The following is a 20,574-nucleotide window of genomic DNA, read 5'->3' as shown; positions in this document are numbered from 1 at the left end:
GTCAGCTGCGCAAAACAAGCGGCTGCGCCATCCATTGGCGCAGCGCCGCCGTGACCTGAGCAGGCGCTTGTAATGTTGGCACATGTGCCGCGCCTTCTATCACGCAAAATTCTGCATCCGGAATAAACTCGGCCATGATCTGATGCCGCTTTGGCGGTGTCAGCGTGTCATCAGCCCCGCAAATCACAACGGCCGGGCACGCGCATTTACGCAAAACCGCCTGCATATCGCGCCGCCGCTGCAAGGCGCGCACTTGGGCGACGAACCGTTCAACCCCAACCGCCTGCGCCATGTCTTGCAATAGTGCCAACAGTTCTCCATCCTCAGCCGATACACCCGTCAACGTCGGGACAATTTCGGCCAACCGCCCAGTCCGCGCCGCAATCAACATGGGCTCGTAGTCGATGGACGCAAACGGGCTTTCCTGCAAAGGCGAGGTCGCGATCAAAGCCAAACGCGACAAGCTAGCTGGCGCACGGCGCATGATCTCCATCGCCACCAATCCACCAAGCCCCGTACCAACCAGAGCCATCCGCTTTGGCCCCAAGGCTAGTACCTTCTCAGCCAAATCAGAAATCCGCTCGCCCTCTCCCAAGGGCATGGTCATCACGCCATAGTCGGACGACAGCTCGGCCAGCTGCGGCCCAAACAGCCGCGCATCGCAAAGAACATCCGGTAAAAATACAATTGGTTCAGCCATGCGGTTTGCACGCTCCTCGTTAATCAATTCACGCCGATCCTAGGCGCTGACCTCTTGCACGGCGGCCTCGATCAAAGCCAAACACTGCTCGTCTGAAAACCGATGATCCGCCCCCTTCACAAGCGTCAGTCGCATATCATCGCCAGTTGCATGTTCCAGCAATCGCACGGCTGTCGCCGTTGTTACGGCGGTATCTTCGGTTCCTTGCAAGAACCGCACTGGGCACGGCAAATCCAAAGCATCGCGCAGCACCAACTGCTGACGACCATCTTCAATCATCCGCTTTGTGATGATGTATGGCTCCATATAATCGCTGGGCAGCTCCACCTGACCGACCTTCTCTAGTGTCTCTTTCTGACCGTCTGAGAAATTCGCCCAATAGCCGTCTTCGGTAAAATCCGGTGCCGCCGCAATGGTCACGAGCCCCGCCAAACGCTCGGGCTGCAATCGCGCCAACAACAGCGCCTGCCAGCCCCCCATGGACGAGCCGACCAAAACATAGGGACCCTCAACCAAGCTATTGACCGAAAACACAGAATCTTCGTGCCAATCGCCAATGCAACCTTCCTCAAAGGTGCCCGAGCTTTCCCCATGACCAGAGTAATCAAACCGCAGAAACGCGCGCCCCTGCGCTTTGCACCAGGCCTCAAGATGCACAGCCTTCGTGCCTTCCATATCAGACTTCAAACCGCCCAAGAACACGACACAAGGCCCTGTGCCTTCTGTCTTATGATATGCAATCCGCCGCCCCTGTGGTGTCTCAAGAAACTCTGTCACATCAGCCCCCTCTTTTTTCTCATCTTAAACCCGAGAAACCCGACACCGTCAAAGCCATAAGCCACGCTCCGCTTCATCTTTCCTAAAATACTCTGGGGAGGAGGATGAAACTTCGTTTCAGCCGGAGGGGTGAAACCCCTCTTCCATGGTTGACACACTCTTAAACAAAAGCCACTAAAGCGACGAACCATATACCCGCAACCGGGCGTTCCGTGGGCGCCAAATTGACGAGGAGCTTCTGGCAATGACCCAGATTTCCCTAACTTTCCCCGATGGCAATGCACGTTCCTATGACGCAGGCGTCACCCCTGCCGAGGTCGCAGCCTCCATCGCATCTTCACTCGCAAAAAAAGCCATCTCTGCAACCGTGGACGGTCAGCATTGGGATTTGGCGTGGCCAATCGAGGCTGACGCACAAATCGCGATCAACACTCTAAAAGACAATGACGCCGAAGCGCTTGAGCTGATCCGTCATGACTGCGCACACATCATGGCGCGTGCCGTGCAAGAGATTTGGCCAGACGTCAAAGTCACCATCGGCCCTGTGATTGATCACGGTTGGTATTATGACTTTGACCGCGCAGAGCCGTTCACACCCGAAGATTTGGGCCTGATCGAAAAGAAGATGAAAGAGATCATCAACAAACGCGATCCTGTCCGCACAGAGGTCTGGGACCGCGATGTTGCGATCAAATATTACGAGGACCGCGGCGAGCCTTATAAAGTAGAGTTGATTGATTCCATTCCAGGCAACGAGCCTCTGCGCATGTATTGGCATGGCGAATGGCAAGACCTTTGCCGTGGTCCGCACCTGCAACACACCGGTCAAGTTCCGGCAGACGCCTTCAAACTGATGTCTGTGGCTGGCGCGTATTGGCGCGGTGATTCCGATCGCGCGATGTTGCAGCGTATCTACGGCGTGGCGTTCAAAAACAAAGAAGACCTGAAAAAGCATCTAAACATGCTGGAAGAGGCCGCCAAGCGCGACCACCGTAAACTCGGCAACGAGATGGACCTGTTCCACATGCAGCCCGAAGCACCGGGTCAGGTATTCTGGCACCCAAATGGCTGGACTGTTTACACCGAACTCCAAGACTACATGCGCCGCAAACAGCGCGCAGGTGGCTATGTCGAGGTGAACACACCACAGGTTGTCGACCGTAAGCTATGGGAACAATCCGGCCACTGGGACAAATACCAAGAGAACATGTTCATCGTCGAAGTTGACGAGGAACATGCACGTGAAAAAGCTGTCAACGCGCTAAAGCCGATGAACTGCCCGTGCCACGTGCAGATCTTTAACCAAGGAATGAAATCCTACCGCGACCTGCCATTGCGTATGGCAGAGTTCGGTTCTTGTGCTCGTTACGAACCATCAGGCGCTTTGCACGGTATCATGCGTGTGCGTGGCTTTACGCAGGACGATGGCCACATCTTCTGCACAGATGATCAAATCACAGCAGAAACCAAGACCTTCATCGACTTCTTGTCAGACATCTACGGCGATCTTGGCTTTAACGACTGGACCATCAAGCTTTCTACCCGCCCAGAACAGCGCATCGGCTCTGATGAAACTTGGGACGAGATGGAAAAAGCCTTGGGCGACGCATGTAAAGCGGCAGGCCACGACTTTGAAATCCTCGAAGGCGAAGGCGCATTCTACGGTCCAAAGCTGGAATTCACTCTGACCGACGCAATCGGCCGGAACTGGCAGTGTGGTACATTGCAAGTGGATGCCAACCTACCGGAACGTCTGGATGCGAAATTCATTGGCGAGGACGGTGGCAAGCACCGCCCTGTCATGCTGCACCGCGCGACCCTTGGTTCGTTTGAGCGGTTCATCGGCATTCTAATCGAAGAACACGCAGGCAAGCTGCCGTTCTGGCTTGCCCCGCGTCAGGTCGTTGTTGCAGCCATCGTTTCCGATGCCGATGATTACGTGCTTGAAGTTGTCGAAGCGTTGAAAGCCGTAGGCGTCCGCGCCGAGGCCGATCTGCGCAACGAAAAGATCAACTACAAAGTCCGCGAGCATTCGGTTGGCAAAGTTCCAGTCATTCTAGCGGTCGGTATGAAAGAAGTAGAACAACGCACCGTTTCGACCCGTCGCTTGGGGAACAAACAAACTCAGGTACAAAGTTTGGACGAAATTGTTTCAATTCTGCACACAGAGGCCACTCCTCCAGACATGCGTTAATCCAAGTTAACCAATTTTGTAACAATTGGCGGCCAAAATCCGCTGATAGAACCGGGCCTTAGGGTCCGGTTTTTCTTATTTTATAGGGACATAACGCATTTAGAATTTGACATTCAATAACGCGCGCGTGACCCACGAATGCGTTATTGGAGGTTTATCACCACTCCCGGCTAGAGTGCAGGTACGCCACATTTCGTGGCAACACTTGAACCTTTTTAGGGATAGATAAAATGTCGAAAACCGTAAAATCTCTCGCCGTCGCCGCTTCTGTTGCAGCAGCTTTGACTTCAGTGACAGCTCACACCGCATCCGCAATGGACGGCAAAGAAAAATGCTTCGGTGTATCTCTTGCAGGTAAAAACGACTGCGCAGCTGGCCCAGGCACAACATGCGCCGGTACTTCCAAGGTTGACTACCAAGGCAACGCATGGACACTGGTTGACGCAGGCACATGCACAACAATCGAACTGCCAGCAATGGCAGACGGCAAAGCACGCATGGGTTCTTTGGAAGAGCTAACACGCGACCTGCCAGCATAAATTATCTACGTCCCGCCCGTCTTTCGGGCGGGACACTCTACAATAACCAAAGGCCCCTTTGATGCTTGATGCGCCGTCACATTTCCCTGCTCTGCCCTGCAAGCCCGGTGTTGGCTACAAGCCACAGCACTTTGCAGAGATTATGGAAAACGCCGATCCGGTTGGCTGGCTCGAAATTCACGCAGAAAACTATATGGGCATGGGCGGACGCCCCTTGGCGCAACTGCGTCACCTTACTGAAAAATTCCCAATTTCCGTGCATGGCGTTGGCCTGTCGATCGGTGGCGAAGCGCCGCTTGATCCAGAACACCTTGCACGCCTGAAGCACCTCGTCAGTTGGTTGAACCCCACTGTGTTCTCAGAACACCTCGCCTGGTCGACCCATGACGGCAGCTATTTTAACGATCTGCTACCTTTGCCTTACACCAAAGCGACACTCACACGGGTAGCAGATCACATTGATCAACTGCAAAACACCATCGGACGTCAGATGATGCTGGAAAACCCATCCAGCTATCTGGCTTTTGCCGAAAGCACCTGGTCCGAGCCTGACTTCCTACGCGAAGTGGCAAACCGTTCCGGCTGTGGCCTTTTGCTGGATGTGAACAACGTCTTTGTCTCTGCCACCAATCTTGAATACGATCCGCGCGACTACATCGCGGAATATCCTCTTGATAAAGTTGGAGAAATCCACCTTGGCGGCCATGATGAGGACGAGGATGACCACGGTAAACCCCTGCTCATCGACAGCCATGGTGCAGCCATCGTCGATCCAGTTTGGGCCCTGCTTGATCACACCCTCGAATTATCTGGGCCACGCCCCATTTTGATCGAATGGGACACCGATGTGCCCGAATGGCCCGTTTTGGCCAACGAAGCCCAACGCGCAGCCACAGCCCTAACCAAAGTACCTGCCGCATGACCATCAGCCAGACAGTATTCCGCGCGGCGATGATGGACGCCGCAATTGACGTCCCCGAAGGTCTGCTGGACGGCCAAGGCAACCCTGCCGGCCGCCGCTTTAGTGTGTACCGCAACAATGTCGCCGTTTCGCTGACGGAGTCTTTGGAAACCGGTTTCCCCGTCATTGCCAAGCTTTTGGGCGATGCCAATTTCAAACCCATCGCCGGGATTTACCTGCGTCAATCACCGCCACAAGCGCCGGTCATGATGCACTACGGCGCGGACTTTCCGAACTTCCTGCGCACATTTGAACCCATCAAACACCTCGCCTACCTAGGCGATGTTGCCGAAATCGAACTGGCCCTGCGCCGCGCGTATCACGCCGCTGACGCCACTCCGATTGCACCGGACGCCTTGGCGCAAATCGCACCAGAGCGCCTGCCAGCGGTCACATTTACCTTTGCGCCAGCGATGGAGATTGTACCGTCGCAATGGCCGATCTACGATTTGTGGGCTTACAACATGATCGAAGGCGCACCAAAACCACAGGCCATCGCCCAGGATGTTATCGTCTTGCGTGCAGAGTTTGATCCAGAACCCCACCCACTGCCACCCGGCGGCGCGGCATTTTTAACCGCTATGATCCAAGGGGCCACCCTTGGCGACGCCGCAGAACGCGCCACTGAAATAGCAGAAGACTTCGATCTTGGGGCCCTATTGGGTCTATTGCTGTCAAACGCAGCCATCACCAAGATCACATATGAGGAACAGCAATGAACACTTTGATTTCGCTCCACAACGCGGTCTTTGACAGGCTTGAACGTCAGGACTGGATTTTACCAACTCTGGCCCGCTTTATCTTTGTTGCCGTGCTGTTCATGTACTTTTGGAACTCCGGCCTAACAAAATTGGGCGACGGCATTTTTGGTATCTTTGTGCCCAGCACCGGTGCCTACGCGCAAATCTGGCCAAAGGTTCTGGAATCCGTCAGCTATGACACCAGCCAGCTTGGCATCTTCCACTGGGCTGTTGTCTGGGCTGGCACTGTTGCAGAATTCGTTCTGCCACTCGCGATCCTTGCGGGCCTTGCCACTCGTCTGGCTGCACTTGGTATGATTGGCTTTGTCGTCGTGCAATCGCTGACAGACATCTACGGCCATGGCGCAGGTGCCGAAACCATCGGCGCATGGTTTGACCGGGTGTCAGACGCGCATATCCTTGATCAACGCGCGTTCTGGGTATTCTTGCTGCTGGTTCTTGTCATCAAAGGCGCAGGCCCACTGTCAGTGGACCGCATCTTGGCAAGCCGCCGCGAAGCGGCCATTGCCTAATTAGAAATGCGCCTTAGGCTCGTCTGGTTTGCCCGCCGCTACGGCCAGCAGACCAGCGAGCCCCGCAAAGGCAATCGGGAACATCGTGAATACGTTGAACCCAAATCCCAAATACATTCCAGCCGCTGAGGCGAGCAATAACACCCCACCCCATAACGCACGTGCACGCGCCATCGCGCCCCCGGCAATCGCCAACAAAGGCGACACCAGCGCAGAGATCCGTACCAGCTCGACATTATTGACCTGTTCGGCAATTCCGTCCAGTTCGCCATATTCCGCGATCAATGCGGTGTACCCCCAGCCAAAAAAGCCAACGATCATCCCGACAATTCCGGCAATGATCCCAAGTACAAGTGCTGCATTCCGCATAGATATCTCCTGTAGTTGCTACCCTACATAAGGGTCCTAGGACCCAACGCCAAGGGCCGCCTGCACATCCTTACCCCACCCCAAATACAAGGTGCCATCGGCCTCAATCAGGGGCCGTTTCATCAGCGTAGGGTGCTGCGCCAACAGCGCTAAAGGCGCTATTTTACGCTCTTCTTCGCTTAATTGGCGCCACGTTGTTGAGCGATTATTCACCAAAGCGTCGCCAAATTGCTCAAACGCTTGTGCCATTATGACATCGGGAACGCCATCGGCGCGCACATCAACCAGCTCTGCAGATTGCAATGCTTTCAATGCCTTACGGCAGGTATCACAGTTTTTTAAGCCAAATAAACGCATTATATCCTCTTGTGCCTTGTGGCAATTGTCCCAAAGTTTGAAACTTTCCTAGCAGTTTTGCTTGCTTTTTACATTCTCCATGCAATCATCCGTTCGTGGCATTTGCGCCTTCATGCGCCATGGGTATTAACCAACTGGCTCAGGGGATTAGGTGTTGCATCCGGTCTGACCGGGGAGACTGATCGAAGTAGAAGGAGAGACGGTATGCCAACTGGCACCGTAAAGTGGTTTAATACAACCAAAGGCTACGGCTTTATTGCACCTGATGATGGTGGAAAAGACGTTTTTGTTCACATCTCAGCCGTAGAGCGTTCTGGATTGACGGGTTTGGCCGACAATCAGAAGGTAGAATTCGAACTGAGCGAAGGCCGCGACGGTCGCCAAATGGCTGGCGATCTGAAACTCACTTAAGACTGCGCGGGGCGTACCATACGCCCCTCACAATTTCGAACAACCTAAGTCACGCCACCAGCCTTAGTTGGTGGTGTAACACCCTTTTTCCCCAACTGGGCAAACGATCCGAGAGCGGTGAACTTTCTTCTTTTTCACGCTCTTCACAACTGGCGGGTTACAAATCTCACCAGCAACAGGAACACCACAGCTGATCATACCACCTGCTTGCACAGGCTGCAGCCCAGCGGGGCAAATGTTGTCGCGTGACGCAGAGGCGCGATAGGCGCACCCGTTTGGCGTCTGTGGCGGAATCTGTGGGATAAATTCGATGATCGGATCTTCCTTGATCTTACAAGGAAAGATGACGCAGGTCGCATGCGCGGGGGCTGCGACGGATACCAAAGCTGCGGCGATCAGCATTTTCTTAAACATGTGTGACACCTTTTCTCTCGAACTGCTCACGTTTTTATACAGGTGGTCTTACGTCGCAAGACTACTACATTTTGTGGCCTAGTCAATTTTTGTCACTGAAACCATACGCTTTGGTGGCAAACGTGACATTTTCAATGCGGTTTTTAGGCCTGACGCCGTAAATATTCGTGCAACACGCATCCCGGATCAGATTTGCGCAACGCATGCGTCCCGGTCAGACGCCAATCATCCGTCGAAAATTCTGGGAAAAACGTATCGGCATCCGGCACATCCAGATCGACCTCGGTGATCAGCAACCGATCAGCCAGCGGCAACATGGCTTTGTAAATCCCAAAGCCACCCATGCCATAAATCCGTTGATACCCGGCCTCTTGCGCAGCCTCTATTGCGGCCTCAACCGACGGCACGCAAATCTCGCCCAGCCCAGATTGCGAGCTAACGACAATATTCAAACGATTTTTCAGCGGCTTAAACGGCAGGCTGTCCCAGGTGTTGCGCCCCATGATCATCGCCCCGCCAAGCGTCTCACGCTTAAATGCCGCTAAATCTTCAGGAGCATACCACGGGATGTCGTTGTCTTTGCCGATTGCCCCGCCATGGGCACGCGCTACCATCAATGTAATCATATCTTATACCGCCACAGGCGCTTTGATGCCCGGTTCTGGATTGTAATTCAAAATTTCAAAGTCATCATAAGTGAAATCAAAAATTGAGTTCACCTGCCGCTTGATCCGCAACTGCGGCAGCGCCTTTGGCGTGCGCGACAATTGCGTTTGCACCTGTTCCATATGGTTGGAATAGATATGTGCATCCCCCATCGTATGCACGAAATCGCCCGGCTCGTAGCCCGTTACATGGGCCAACATCACCTGCAACAATGCATAGGATGCAATGTTAAAAGGCACGCCCAAGAACATATCAGCAGAGCGTTGATATAGCTGCAGATGCAGTTTCCCACCCAAAATCTTAACCTGCCAAAGCGTGTGACACGGCGGCAAGGCCATATCCGGCACATCCGCCGGGTTCCAGGCAGACACGATCAACCGTCGGCTATTGGGCGAGGTCTTGATCATCTCAACCAGATCCGAAATCTGATCCACGGTCTTTTTGCGGTAAAGCTGTTCTTGCCCCTCTGGTGCATCCACCGGCTCAAGCGCCGGGAACTTACGCCATTGGTGGCCATAAACCGGACCCAAATCGCCGTTCTCATCCGCCCATTCATTCCAGATCGACACACCATTTTCTTGCAGATAGCGAATATTGGTGTCGCCACTCAGGAACCACAACAGCTCGTGGATGATGGATTTCAGATGCAGTTTTTTGGTTGTGACCAACGGAAATCCGTCAGCCAGCGGATAGCGGCATTGCATGCCAAAATAAGACGTCGTTCCAGTGCCTGTGCGATCCGTCGTTGTCTCGCCATTGTCCAGAATGGTCTGTAGGGCTTCATGATACTGTTTCACCGCCGCCTCCTAATCAGGTCCAGTCGTAAAAGAGGTGACTCTCCTGATAACGGAAGCGCAGGCGTTGCGCTACATCTTGTTAACCAATTTTTTCTCGCGACTAGATAGGCCGGGCATTGCCCCCTTTCTTACAAAACGCATGATCAACCTCTCGACTTTGCTAAGTCGGCGACTAAACTGCCGTTCAAAGGGAGCCTCCACATGAAAATCAAATATCTCCACACCATGGTCCGCGTTGCTGATCTTGAGAAATCCATGGCCTTTTTTGAACTTTTGGGTCTGAAAGAAACCCGCCGTTGGGACAATGAGGCAGGTCGTTTTTCATTGATCTTTATGGCCCCCGAAGGCCAAGAAGAGTGCCCGGTCGAGCTGACTTACAACTGGGATGGCGATGATGCCTTGCCCAGCGACGGTCGGCATTTCGGTCATTTGGCCTATTCCGTCGAAAACATCTACGACATGTGTCAGCACCTGATGGACAATGGCGTGACCATCAACCGACCACCCCGCGACGGGCGCATGGCCTTTGTGCGTTCACCTGACAACATTTCCATCGAGCTTCTGCAAGATGGCGATGCGCTTGCCCCAGCCGAACCATGGGCCAGCATGGAAAACACAGGCCACTGGTAAGCCCAGCGCTAATAGATGTAGCGGATTTGATCCGTCCAATACCGCTCCATCCGTTTTAACGAAGAAGTAATATCTTCCAGCCCTTCGGGCCCAATCACGCCTTTGGTTTGCAGCCCTTCGGCGTGGCGTTCAAATAGGTCGGTCACGACGTCCCGAATGCCACGTCCCTTTTCCGTTAACCGCACACGCACAGAGCGCCGATCCATGGCGCATCGCTCGTGATGCATATAGCCGGTCTCGACCAGTTTCTTCAGGTTATAACTGACATTGCTGCCCTGATAATAACCGCGCGACTTTAGTTCGCCTGCCGTTACCTCATTGTCACCAATATTAAACAATAACAGCGCCTGCACCGCATTGATTTCCAGAACGCCCACGCGTTCAAACTCATCTTTGATAACGTCCAACAGAAGCCGGTGCAGCCGTTCAACAAGCGCAAGGGCGTCTAGATAGCCGGTCATAAACCCGCGATCAGTCGCTAGGCCCAAGGAAGGATGTATGCTCATACCAGTCTCCGTCTCAATCTGAGAAGGAAACTGCACCCTAAACGCGAAAAATCCGTTAAATTAGGCGCAATGCCTAAAATGCAAGCTAATTACGTGTTTCAGAAAACGCCGCAATATCTGCCATCAGCGCAGAAAATCGTTCTGGTGCAGCCACTTGGCCGCTGACCCACTGATATAAGTCTTGATCGTTTTCATGCAGCAACGCGTCATACAAATCCAACGCGGCCGCATCCATGCCCGCCAATTTATGGTCCGCATAATGGCTTAGGATGATATCCATCTCTTTGATGCCCCGGCGCATAGACCGCATTTTCATCCGTTTCAGACGGTGTTCGTGGGTCTCAGTCATCACATGCCTCATCAGAAATAATGCTGCCAAATACCGCTGAATGTCGCTTTCAGCAACCCAATTCGCCTTCGCGCTTGAACGCTCAACCGCAGCGGCCTAAGACTTGCACAAATGCAATTTACAAAGGCCCAGCCATGTCCTTCCTCGCGAAAACCCTGTCCCGCGTCAAACCATCTCCTACAATCGCGATGACCGCCAAAGCCGCAGAGCTAAAGGCACAGGGCCGCGACATCATCGGCCTCTCCGCGGGCGAGCCTGATTTTGACACGCCAGAAAACATTCGCAACGCAGCCAAGGCCGCAATCGACGCGGGCAAAACCCGCTACACTGCACCGGATGGCATCCCAGAGCTAAAGCAAGCGATCTGCGACAAGCTACAGCGCGACAACGGTCTGACCTACACGCCAAAGCAAGTATCAGTCGGCACCGGCGGTAAGCAAACGCTATATAACGCCTTTATGGCCACGCTGAACGCGGGCGACGAAGTTGTCATCCCAGCCCCCTATTGGGTCAGCTATCCCGATATGGTCCTGCTCGCGGGCGGCACCCCGGTGATTGCAGAGGCCAGCCTTGAATCTAACTTCAAGCTCACCGCCGAACAGCTAGAGGCCGCAATCACGCCCAACACAAAATGGTTCATCTTCAACAGCCCATCCAACCCATCCGGCGCGGGCTACAGCCGGGATGAACTAAAGGCACTCACCGATGTTCTGCTGCGTCACCCCCACGTCTGGGTCATGACCGACGACATGTATGAACACCTCGCCTATGACGATTTCGAATTCTGCACCCCGGCCGAGGTTGAACCACAGCTTTATGACCGCACCCTCACCTGCAACGGCGTATCCAAAGCCTATGCCATGACAGGCTGGCGCATTGGTTATGCAGCAGGTCCAGAGCACTTGATTGCAGCCATGCGCAAAATCCAAAGCCAATCCACATCCAACCCTTGCTCCGTCAGCCAGTGGGCCGCGGTCGAGGCATTGAATGGCACGCAGGACTTCCTTGCCCCAAACAACGAAAAATTCGTCCGCCGTCGCGACATGGCCGTGCAAATGCTGAACGAAATCGAGGGCGTCACCTGCCCCTCTCCCGAAGGCGCGTTCTACGTCTACCCATCCATTGCGGGCCTTATCGGCAAAACGAGCCCAGCTGGCACCAAGATCGTGGACGATGAAACCTTTGCGACCGCATTACTAGAGGAAAAAGATGTCGCCGTTGTTTTCGGCGCGGCATTCGGCCTCTCGCCTAACTTCCGCGTCAGCTACGCCACATCGGACGAGGCCCTGAAAGAGGCCTGCACCCGCATCCAAACCTTCTGCGCGTCACTCGCCTAAGACAGAGGAACACCCAATGGCCGTCGATCTGCCCGAATATTTCTTTCGCACCCGCGACACCGGCGCCTCTGTATTCCGCGTGGATACAGGCAACCGTCACCGGCGGATCGAAATGGATCAGATTGCAACCGTCGTCATGCGCACCGGAGAAATCCGCGCGCATGGCGACCGCAAACTAACGGACGAAGACAAAGCCGCGATCAAAACCTGGATCGCCGACCGCCGCGAAACGCTCGACTGGCGCCAAATGGACGACATCCTGCGCGCCATCGACCACCTCCACCACACCGCCCACTGGACCCAAAGCCAAGCGACGGATGAACAGCTAGAGATGGTCACAGATTCCCTGCTGATGGCAATGCACGACCTACGAACCGTGCTGGTCCGCAAAAAAGCAGAACGGATGCTGGGTGACGACTAAGCTGTTACGCACCCTACCCCCGCAGCACCAAAATATAACTCATCGGCAAACCAATGCCCGAGGCTTCGACATTCCACCACATATGCGAAATGTGGTTCGGTAGCTCTTCAAACTGCTCCACCGCCATCCCCGCACGCACGCCTGCCATAATGATGTCAGACATCTTGTGGCTAAACGAAGCGTTCGGCGTCGCCTCATAGGTCTCGCCGCCGTAGTAATCCAACCCGCTTGAATCCACATAGGGATCAGTGCGGAAATAGGAAAGCTCCCATTTAATCGGGGCGTCGGCTGCGCCGGGCTCCACCATCACGACAATCGGGTGATGCTCATAGATAAAGATGGCACCACCTGGTTTCAGGAGTTTGGCAGTTTCGGCAAAGAACGCGTTCAAGTCAGGCATCCAGCCCAACACACCAATCGTGATTGTGACCAGATCAAACTGCCCTTGGTACTGGGCTGGAATGTCATACGCATCGCAACAGACAAATTCTGTGTCCTGCCCCGCAGCCTCGGCCAGTGCTCGGGCCTGATCAACAAAGCCCTGCGCACCATCAAAGCCAACACATCGCGCAGCCCCCATGTTCTTGACAGAAATCAACTCGCGCCCATTGTTACAACACATCTGCGCAACATTTTTCCCGACAACATCCAGCTCGGTCAAAACGCCCATTTCTGTCGCATCCAAACAGGTAAAATCCGGGGCTTTCACCGCCTCCAGCAACCACGTCATGTTATGCCGCGCATGAATGGGTGCCGCCTCGTCCCACGCGATAAGGTTCTTCTTTGTAATTTCAGAGGTCAGGGTCTTCTTCGACATAGCTCCGCTCCGCAGCGATTAGATGTGCCAACAGAACCTACTAAAATCGCGCAAGAAGAAAAATGTTTATCCTAACGGTGCCAAAGTCGCACAGGAACTACCCCGCAAAGCTCTTGCGCAGCACACCCAATTTCCCGCGCCAAAATCGCCACAACAACAGCACCGCCGCCACGGCCAAGCCAAGACCCAGGCCGAACCACACGCCAAGTCCACCCCAACCAAGTGTAAAACCCATAAAGTAGCTGCACGGCACGCCAACCAACCAATAGCTAATCGCCGCCATGATCATCGGGCCGCGTGTATCCATGATCCCGCGCAACACGCCCAGCGCCATGGCTTGCAATCCATCCACAAATTGGAACATCGCCGCCGCAATCAACAACACGGCCCCCGCCGCTAAGATTGCATCAAAGTTCGCGTCATTTGGATCAAGAAACAGTGACACCAAAAACTCGGATTGGGTCACAAAGATGATCACCGAGAACACCGCATAAACCATACTCATCGCAATCGCAGTGCGCGCACCCCTGGCCAAATGCTCGGCATCTTTCCGACCCATAGCGTTCCCCGCTCGGACGGTCGCCGCATTACTTAACCCAAGATGCACCATAAACATCAACCCAGCGAGGTTCAGCGCAATCCCATGCGCCGCCAGTTGAACAGTACCCAGCCAGCCCATCATCAGGGTGCCTGCAGCAAACAAGCCAACCTCCGCCAAGGTGGTGAACCCAATCGGCACACCCAGCATAAAGACACGCCGCGCGGCCTCCCAGTCCGGTTTCCAGATACGGGTAAACAGATCATCTTGCGGCAAGGCCCAAACAGCATAAAGCACCGCGCCAATCAGCATCACCACCTGCACCGACAATGAAGCAATCGCTGCCCCCTGAATGCCCAGTTCTGGCGCGCCCCAATTGCCGAAAATCAGGGCGTAATTCACAAATCCATTGATCACAGCCGCCGCAATTGTGATCCAAAACACCACGCGCGTGTGCTCCAAGGCGGCAAGATAGCTCTTGAGCACCATAACAATCAGCGCAGGGATCAGCCCAACACCAGCAATGCGCAAATACCCCTGCGCGGCCTCGGACAGAATCGGATCCTGCCCCGCTGCCACCAACACGGGCCGCGAAAACCAGAACAGCGGCAAACACACCAAAGCATAGATAACAGACAGCCACAGCCCCATCCGCGTGGTTCGACGAATGGCAGTGTCATCTTCGGTTGCCAAAGCTTCGGCAACCATCGGCATCACCGCAAAGGCAAATCCAGACCCCAGAATAAAGACTAAGAAAAACAACTGTGTAGCCAGCACAACAGCCGCCAACGCGTCCACAGAATACCAGCCCAACATGATAGTGTCGGTCAATCCAACTGCAAACTGCGCCACATGCCCGCCGATCAACGGCAGCCCAAGTGTGAAAAGGGCACGCATGTGCCCGCCATATGTCATTTGAATGCGATCCATAGGTGAAATCCTTATCACCTTAAACGCCTCTCGCAAGCGGCATTTGCTTAACTAATAAGCAGTCAATCAATCTCACTTTGACACCATGACAAAAAAACCACTGGACGATCGTAATTCATCCGTCAAAACTACAATCAAAGCAGGGAGTTGCTATGTCCGACAGTTTTGCCACCCTCATCCCAGATGCCCGCGCCTTTCTTTCCGAATTGGCGCAGAACAATAGTCGAGAGTGGTTCCTAGACAACAAGACCCGCTATGACAGCCACCTGAAACGCCCTGCAGAATTACTGCTAGAACAAGGTGCCGCAGACCTAGGCAAGCTCACCGGTCATCCTGTTAAAACCAAACTCTTCCGGCCCCACCGCGATGTGCGGTTCTCCAAAGATAAAACACCCTACCACCAGCACCTTCACATGCTCTGGACAACAGACACAGGCGGCCGCCAGCCCATCGGTTGGTTCTTTGGTATTGGCTTGGATTACATCTCTATCGGCGCAGGCCTGATGGGCTTTGAAAAAGACACCCTCACCCAATGGCGCCTCGCCATCGACGGCCCCCATGGCCCGGAATTTGCTGAAACGATTGAACAGCTCAAATCCAACGGCTTTCGCATAGCCGACCCCGAACTCAAACGCGTTCCCAGCCCCTATGACAAAGATCACCCGCGCGGCGAGCTGCTGAAACGCAAAAGCCTATCCGCATGGCGCGACTATGCCGAGGCGTTAGACGCACCGACCCAAGCTCTGCAAGAGACCTTCAAAGATCTCTCGCCCCTAACAAAGCAACTTAGAACGCTGACTTAACCGGCCAATCGCGCCACGGCACGCACCGCCTCGCGCACGTCTTGTTCGGTTGATCGGTGGTTCACAATCGCCGCCCGCAGCATTTCCACCCCATCAATGATCGTGGTTGAAAACACCGCTTCGCCACCTTCCTGCAACTCCACTGCAATCCGGTTGTTCAGCACCGATTGCGCCGCCGCATCCAGATCACCGCGTGCCGAGAACACACAGACATTCGACACAGGATCGCGCCCCAACACCATCTGATCATGTGCGCGCACTTCATCGGCCATCACCTTAGCCAACGTGCAGTTAAACGTGATCGCATCGCCAAAAGCATCAGCGCCATGCGTTTCCAATGCCATCCAAACCTTCAGCGCCCGGTTCCCGCGTGACAGATCAATCCCGTAGTCGCAGAACCACGGATCACCGCTGGCCACACCCCGATCCTTACCATCCAAATAGGCTGGCCGCGCCGCAAAGGCCGCGCGATGTTCATCCTCATTGCGCAGCAAAGCCAGCCCGCAATCGTATCCGACATACATCCACTTGTGGAAATCCAACGCAATCGAATCTGCGCGCCCAATACCGTCGCTCAAACTGCGATAAGGTTCCGCGGCCAACCGTGTCCACGCGCCAAATGCGCCGTCCACATGCAACCAAAGCCCCTCGTCCGCGACCACATCCGCAAGGGCGTTGAAATCATCAAACAGCCCAAGATCAACCGATCCCGCCGTACCAACCACCAAGAATGGCACAGCGCCTGCCGCGCGATCCTCTGCAATCATGGCCCGCAAGGCCGCGATGTCCATGCAGCCGTCAATCAACGGCACCATCCGCAAGTTGTCAGACCCGATGCCCAGCAATTCAATCGCCTTGCGTGTCGCGTTATGCACGCCTTGCCCCGCATAGCAGGTCAAGCGCACAGCACCCTGCCCGACCTTACGCACATCCGCGCCCAACGCCCGCATACGCGCCGCGGAAAATCCAATCACAGTCGCCTGAGACGTGCCAGTCACCAACACGCCCGATGCTGTGTCGGGCATACCCATCTGCTGACGGGCCCAGTCAATCACCGCGCGTTCCATGTAGTTAGCCCCATGATTGCGGCCCCCACAGTTGGAATTCATCACCGCCGTGACCATTCCGGCCGTCACATCCGTTGTCAGACCCGTGCCCTGCACCCAGCCCCAATATTTCGGATGCGTATTGCCCGCGTGATACGGCAGCACGTCGTCACGCAACCGCGCCATAACATCGCCGCCCTGTGCCGCCGTCTGACCAATCGCATAGCGCGCTTCGAGCCCATCGGGCACATGTTGCCACGGGCGGTCGCCCGCATTTTGCATCTGATCGATACAATGATCCAACAACGCCTGCGCCTCGGCACGAAACGCATCCCAGTCTTTCGGGTCAAGAGAATGATCAGTCACACGCAGGCCTCCACACGTCATATTGTTGCGTGGGGTCTACTACACGGCCAAGACAAACGCATCCCGAAACTGCGCGAAGGGAGGAACACAGCGTCGCAGCTTCGGAACGCCAATCGTCTCGTCAGATCGCCATCCGAACCGGAATATCCAAGATCGGCGCGATCCGCCCAAACCCATGGATCGGATGAAACGCTTCGGCCACATTAAACAGCCGCATCGCCTGAACAGGATCGGTGCGGTCCATCGGCAAGGCCATCACATCGCGGCGATTAAACCTTACAGAAAGAACCGGCCATTCCTCGTCGTAGTCGCTATCAGCCACATGACAAGGCGCCACACAGGACACAATCACGCTTTCGCGTGGAATAACGCGGAACAAATCCGACGCCACTTTCAAAACGGCGCTCGACGCATAGGCCCGATACAGCTTCATTGTCTTTTCCCGAGGCATCTTTACCTCAGTCAGCTTGCCGCTGGGCATGTATTTAAACTGAAAGTCAGGCACGATATTGGTCTTATGCAGTGACAGCACCGCATGAACGACGCCCCCTTGCACCGAAAACCCCAACCCACGCCCAAGCTTATGAATTTTCGTAAGCGTTTGCTGGCTTTTGATCACGCTCAACATAGCACCATCATCGCCTGTCATCACACCATGGCAAACCGCTTGTTCCGTTTCCCAAGCCTGCACAAGGCTATGATAAGGGGCAAGTTTTGCCAGAATTTCACGGTGCTGACGGGATCTCGCTAAATCAAGCGCCCGCTCAAGCGCCGCACGCGTCTGCTTTCCCCGTCCCATCAACCATTCAACAAAGCCAGCCTCATGCTGCGCCAACTGCCGTCTGACATTCTCAGAGTTGGTTAAATCCATTTCTGGGGCCAATGGCGCAGGTTTCGCAGCCAGTGCCTGCCAATCTATGACCTTGATCGTTTCGTGGTGCAAACCAGTAATATGCCGAATGTAGCTATCAAGCTCATTCAGGTCCTTGGCGTTGGATCGCTCCATCGCCCGCCTTTGTTGATCCTTTTCTTTCCGTTCGCTTTCACGTGCGGCGGGGCCTTGTGTACGGCCCACGGATCCCATGGTGTCATTCCATACCATGACACTCTCCTCTGGGGTGTATATTGCCTATTTCAACAACCCTGCGTTCACAAGTCTCATATTGCAACAAAAAAATGCTTTAAAAACAACGCGCCGTTAACACTTCATTAACCTTCGATTTGGCGGAAATACCCCAACTGATCCCTTACCCCCTAAAAAAATAGAATTTTTCCACCCCACCACCGCTCTTGCCCCAAAGCCATTGCAGTGAAATAATGCGTAACAATGATAAGCAAAAAGAGCAGCGCATGACCGATCTCCTTGCAGATACCAAAACGGAAAACTCCTATGACGCCTCCTCGATCCAAGTCCTCGAGGATATGGAACACGTCCGCCTCCGGCCGGGCATGTACATCGGCGGCAAGGATGACCGGGCGCTGCATCACATGGTTGCCGAGATCGTCGATAACTCCATGGACGAAGCCGTCGCAGGCCACGCCACATGGATCGAAATCGAGCTGCATGAAAACGGCCACGTCTCGGTACGCGACAACGGGCGCGGCATTCCAACCGACCCGCACCCCAAAGACCCTAGCAAATCCGCGCTCGAAATCATCTTTTGCACTCTGAACGCAGGCGGCAAATTCTCGGGCGACAGCTATGAAACATCTGGCGGTCTGCACGGCGTTGGCTCGTCTGTTGTAAACGCCCTCTCCGATCACCTGCGCGTCGAAGTCGCCCGCAACAAAGAACTCTACGCGATGGAATTCTCCCGTGGCGTGCCCCAAGCCCCGCTCGCCAAAGTCGGCGCAGCCCCAAACCGCCGCGGCACCTCGGTCACCTTCCATCCAGATGCTGAAATCTTCGGTAAGCTCAAACTCAAACCATCCCGCCTGTTCAAAATGGCCCGCTCCAAGGCGTACCTCTTTTCTGGCGTCGAAATCCGCTGGAAAACTGCCATCGTTGACGGCGACACCCCGCTTGAGGCCAAGTTCCACTTCCCCGGCGGCCTCGCGGATTACCTCAACGAAACCCTCGAAGGCTCCACAACCTATTCCGACCAGCCCTTCACCGGCACGGTTTCCTTCGAAAAATTCAGCGCACCGGGCAAAGTCGAATGGGCCATCAACTGGACCCCGGCCCGCGACGGCTTCATCCAATCCTACTGTAACACCGTCCCCACACCCGAGGGCGGCACGCACGAGGCCGGGTTCTGGGCCGCCATCCTAAAAGGCATCAAGGCCTACGGCGAACTCGTAAACAACAAAAAAGCCGCGACCATCACCCGCGAGGATCTGACCACAGGGGCCGGCGCCCTCGTGTCCTGCTTTATCCGCGAACCGGAATTCGTTGGCCAAACAAAAGACCGCCTTGCCACCGTCGAAGCGCAGCGCATGGTCGAAAACTCGGTCCGCGACCACTTTGACAACTGGCTCGCCGCCAACAACAAATCCGCTGGCGCCATTCTCGACTTCCTTGTGCTGCGCGCCGAGGAACGCCTGCGCCGCAAACAAGAAAAAGAAACCCAACGCAAAACCGCAACGAAAAAGCTACGCCTGCCCGGCAAGCTGGTCGATTGCTCGGCCACCAACCGCGACGGCACTGAACTCTTTATTGTCGAGGGTGACTCCGCGGGCGGCTCTGCCAAAATGGCCCGCAACCGCAAAAACCAGGCGCTTCTGCCCCTGCGTGGTAAAATCCTCAACGTTCTTGGCGCGGCCTCCAATAAACTCGGCACCAACGCCGAGATCAGCGACCTCACCCAAGCGCTGGGTGTGAGCCTTGGCTCAAAATTCAGCACCGACGATCTGCGCTACGACAAGATCATCATCATGACCGATGCGGATGTTGACGGGGCCCACATTGCCGCGCTTTTGATGACCTTCTTCTTCACCCAAATGCGCCCGATGATCGACCAAGGTCACCTCTACCTCGCTTGCCCACCGCTCTTCCGCCTAACCCAAGGCGCGAAACGCGTGTATTGCACCGACGAAGCAGAGCGCGACGCGCTTCTGGAAAAGGGCCTTGGCGGCAAAGGCAAAATCGACGTCTCCCGCTTTAAGGGTCTTGGCGAGATGGACGCAAAAGACCTTAAAGAAACCACGATGGACCCAACTTCGCGGAAGCTCATCCGCGTCACCATCGACGAGGACGAACCCGGCGAAACCGGCGATCTGGTCGAACGCCTGATGGGCAAAAAACCAGAGAAACGGTTTGAATACATCCAAGAAAACGCCCGGTTTGTCGAGGAACTGGACGTCTAAGACCCGCCTTCTTCGCAACAAACTGTAGGCCGGGCTTCAGCCCGGCAACGCCATCGCGCCTCTCAAT

At 54.9% G+C, this 20,574-nt stretch carries 24 protein-coding genes; 11 read left to right on the top strand and 13 right to left on the bottom strand.

Annotated elements, in window-relative coordinates; translation table 11 throughout:
* Position 1: 1 nt before the first annotated feature.
* Both Q4544_RS05830 and Q4544_RS05825 read right to left on the bottom strand, forming a co-directional pair.
* Positions 2-700: an alpha/beta fold hydrolase gene (locus Q4544_RS05830; RefSeq protein ID WP_303504558.1), complete on the bottom strand. Its 699-nt coding sequence runs from the start codon at positions 698-700 to the stop codon at positions 2-4.
* Between the two features lie 39 nt (positions 701-739).
* The gene (locus tag Q4544_RS05825; RefSeq protein WP_303504557.1) at positions 740-1,477 is read right to left on the bottom strand and encodes an alpha/beta hydrolase; all 738 of its coding nucleotides are present in this window, start codon (positions 1,475-1,477) and stop codon (positions 740-742) included.
* A gap of 244 nt (positions 1,478-1,721) precedes the next feature.
* Here Q4544_RS05825 and thrS point away from each other — a divergent pair, with 244 nt between their 5' ends.
* The 5 genes from thrS (at position 1,722) to Q4544_RS05800 (ending at position 6,444) form a co-directional block, all read left to right on the top strand.
* Positions 1,722-3,671: a threonine--tRNA ligase gene (gene thrS, locus Q4544_RS05820; RefSeq protein ID WP_303504556.1), complete on the top strand. Its 1,950-nt coding sequence runs from the start codon at positions 1,722-1,724 to the stop codon at positions 3,669-3,671.
* 230 nt (positions 3,672-3,901) lie between these two features.
* Entirely contained in the window at positions 3,902-4,210 is a 309-nt protein-coding gene (locus tag Q4544_RS05815; protein ID WP_303504555.1) for a DUF2282 domain-containing protein, read from the top strand.
* A gap of 61 nt (positions 4,211-4,271) precedes the next feature.
* Entirely contained in the window at positions 4,272-5,132 is an 861-nt protein-coding gene (locus tag Q4544_RS05810) for a DUF692 domain-containing protein (RefSeq protein WP_303504554.1), read from the top strand.
* Entirely contained in the window at positions 5,129-5,890 is a 762-nt protein-coding gene (locus tag Q4544_RS05805) for a DNA-binding domain-containing protein (RefSeq protein WP_303504553.1), read from the top strand. Before Q4544_RS05810 ends, Q4544_RS05805 begins: the two co-directional genes overlap by 4 nt.
* The gene (locus tag Q4544_RS05800) at positions 5,887-6,444 is read left to right on the top strand and encodes a DoxX family protein (protein WP_303504552.1); all 558 of its coding nucleotides are present in this window, start codon (positions 5,887-5,889) and stop codon (positions 6,442-6,444) included. Before Q4544_RS05805 ends, Q4544_RS05800 begins: the two co-directional genes overlap by 4 nt.
* Here the strand turns inward: Q4544_RS05800 and Q4544_RS05795 are convergent, their stop codons facing one another.
* Together Q4544_RS05795 and Q4544_RS05790 are read right to left on the bottom strand one after the other, a co-directional pair.
* Positions 6,445-6,813, bottom strand: coding sequence for a hypothetical protein (locus Q4544_RS05795; protein ID WP_303504551.1), 369 nt, complete (start codon positions 6,811-6,813; stop codon positions 6,445-6,447). It abuts the gene before it with no gap.
* A gap of 36 nt (positions 6,814-6,849) precedes the next feature.
* Positions 6,850-7,170, bottom strand: coding sequence for an ArsC/Spx/MgsR family protein (locus Q4544_RS05790; RefSeq protein WP_303504550.1), 321 nt, complete (start codon positions 7,168-7,170; stop codon positions 6,850-6,852).
* A 204-nt stretch (positions 7,171-7,374) separates the two neighbouring features.
* Here Q4544_RS05790 and Q4544_RS05785 point away from each other — a divergent pair, with 204 nt between their 5' ends.
* Complete coding sequence (locus Q4544_RS05785; RefSeq protein ID WP_303504549.1) at positions 7,375-7,581, top strand: cold-shock protein; 207 nt, start codon at positions 7,375-7,377, stop codon at positions 7,579-7,581.
* 63 nt (positions 7,582-7,644) lie between these two features.
* Here Q4544_RS05785 and Q4544_RS05780 read toward each other — a convergent pair whose 3' ends face one another.
* The 3 genes from Q4544_RS05780 to Q4544_RS05770 form a co-directional block, all read right to left on the bottom strand.
* The gene (locus tag Q4544_RS05780; RefSeq protein ID WP_303504548.1) at positions 7,645-7,995 is read right to left on the bottom strand and encodes a hypothetical protein; all 351 of its coding nucleotides are present in this window, start codon (positions 7,993-7,995) and stop codon (positions 7,645-7,647) included.
* Positions 7,996-8,138: 143 nt separating this feature from the next.
* On the bottom strand, positions 8,139-8,621 hold the full coding sequence (locus Q4544_RS05775) for a dihydrofolate reductase (protein ID WP_303504547.1): 483 nt from the start codon (positions 8,619-8,621) through the stop codon (positions 8,139-8,141).
* 3 nt (positions 8,622-8,624) lie between these two features.
* Positions 8,625-9,458 carry a thymidylate synthase gene (locus Q4544_RS05770; RefSeq protein ID WP_303504546.1) on the bottom strand — a complete coding sequence of 278 codons (834 nt, stop codon included), beginning with the start codon at positions 9,456-9,458 and terminating at the stop codon, positions 8,625-8,627.
* A gap of 201 nt (positions 9,459-9,659) precedes the next feature.
* On the opposite strand from Q4544_RS05770, the gene Q4544_RS05765 reads away from it, so the two are divergent.
* The gene (locus Q4544_RS05765) at positions 9,660-10,088 is read left to right on the top strand and encodes a VOC family protein (protein ID WP_303504545.1); all 429 of its coding nucleotides are present in this window, start codon (positions 9,660-9,662) and stop codon (positions 10,086-10,088) included.
* Positions 10,089-10,096: 8 nt separating this feature from the next.
* On the opposite strand, the gene Q4544_RS05760 is transcribed toward Q4544_RS05765, so the two are convergent.
* Together Q4544_RS05760 and Q4544_RS05755 are read right to left on the bottom strand one after the other, a co-directional pair.
* Positions 10,097-10,594 carry a MarR family winged helix-turn-helix transcriptional regulator gene (locus tag Q4544_RS05760; protein WP_303504544.1) on the bottom strand — a complete coding sequence of 166 codons (498 nt, stop codon included), beginning with the start codon at positions 10,592-10,594 and terminating at the stop codon, positions 10,097-10,099.
* Between the two features lie 85 nt (positions 10,595-10,679).
* Positions 10,680-10,943 carry a succinate dehydrogenase assembly factor 2 gene (locus Q4544_RS05755; RefSeq protein ID WP_303504543.1) on the bottom strand — a complete coding sequence of 88 codons (264 nt, stop codon included), beginning with the start codon at positions 10,941-10,943 and terminating at the stop codon, positions 10,680-10,682.
* A gap of 134 nt (positions 10,944-11,077) precedes the next feature.
* On the opposite strand from Q4544_RS05755, the gene Q4544_RS05750 reads away from it, so the two are divergent.
* Together Q4544_RS05750 and Q4544_RS05745 are read left to right on the top strand one after the other, a co-directional pair.
* Complete coding sequence (locus Q4544_RS05750) at positions 11,078-12,280, top strand: pyridoxal phosphate-dependent aminotransferase (RefSeq protein WP_303504542.1); 1,203 nt, start codon at positions 11,078-11,080, stop codon at positions 12,278-12,280.
* A 16-nt stretch (positions 12,281-12,296) separates the two neighbouring features.
* Positions 12,297-12,701, top strand: coding sequence for a hypothetical protein (locus Q4544_RS05745; protein WP_303504541.1), 405 nt, complete (start codon positions 12,297-12,299; stop codon positions 12,699-12,701).
* Positions 12,702-12,714: 13 nt separating this feature from the next.
* On the opposite strand, the gene Q4544_RS05740 is transcribed toward Q4544_RS05745, so the two are convergent.
* Both Q4544_RS05740 and Q4544_RS05735 read right to left on the bottom strand, forming a co-directional pair.
* Complete coding sequence (locus tag Q4544_RS05740) at positions 12,715-13,518, bottom strand: class I SAM-dependent methyltransferase (protein ID WP_303504540.1); 804 nt, start codon at positions 13,516-13,518, stop codon at positions 12,715-12,717.
* A 97-nt stretch (positions 13,519-13,615) separates the two neighbouring features.
* Positions 13,616-14,986: an MATE family efflux transporter gene (locus Q4544_RS05735; RefSeq protein ID WP_303504539.1), complete on the bottom strand. Its 1,371-nt coding sequence runs from the start codon at positions 14,984-14,986 to the stop codon at positions 13,616-13,618.
* 152 nt (positions 14,987-15,138) lie between these two features.
* Between Q4544_RS05735 and Q4544_RS05730 the strand changes: the two genes are divergently transcribed.
* Positions 15,139-15,789 (top strand): TIGR02453 family protein, encoded by a 651-nt coding sequence (locus Q4544_RS05730; RefSeq protein ID WP_303504538.1) that lies wholly within the window; start codon positions 15,139-15,141, stop codon positions 15,787-15,789.
* On the opposite strand, the gene Q4544_RS05725 is transcribed toward Q4544_RS05730, so the two are convergent.
* Both Q4544_RS05725 and Q4544_RS05720 read right to left on the bottom strand, forming a co-directional pair.
* Positions 15,786-17,201: a pyridoxal-dependent decarboxylase gene (locus tag Q4544_RS05725; RefSeq protein ID WP_303504537.1), complete on the bottom strand. Its 1,416-nt coding sequence runs from the start codon at positions 17,199-17,201 to the stop codon at positions 15,786-15,788. The two genes, Q4544_RS05730 and Q4544_RS05725, sit on opposite strands and share 4 nt — an antisense overlap.
* A gap of 121 nt (positions 17,202-17,322) precedes the next feature.
* Positions 17,323-18,303: a hypothetical protein gene (locus tag Q4544_RS05720; protein ID WP_303504536.1), complete on the bottom strand. Its 981-nt coding sequence runs from the start codon at positions 18,301-18,303 to the stop codon at positions 17,323-17,325.
* 248 nt (positions 18,304-18,551) lie between these two features.
* Between Q4544_RS05720 and parE the strand changes: the two genes are divergently transcribed.
* Positions 18,552-20,507, top strand: coding sequence for a DNA topoisomerase IV subunit B (gene parE / locus Q4544_RS05715; protein ID WP_303504535.1), 1,956 nt, complete (start codon positions 18,552-18,554; stop codon positions 20,505-20,507).
* The last annotated feature ends 67 nt before the right edge of the window (positions 20,508-20,574 follow it).

The organism is Cognatishimia sp. 1_MG-2023 (assembly GCF_030548175.1).
In the GTDB taxonomy this organism is placed as follows: domain Bacteria; phylum Pseudomonadota; class Alphaproteobacteria; order Rhodobacterales; family Rhodobacteraceae; genus Cognatishimia.
The sequence above is the reverse complement of the archived record's forward strand: the minus strand, read 5'-3'. Positions and strand labels throughout refer to the sequence as shown.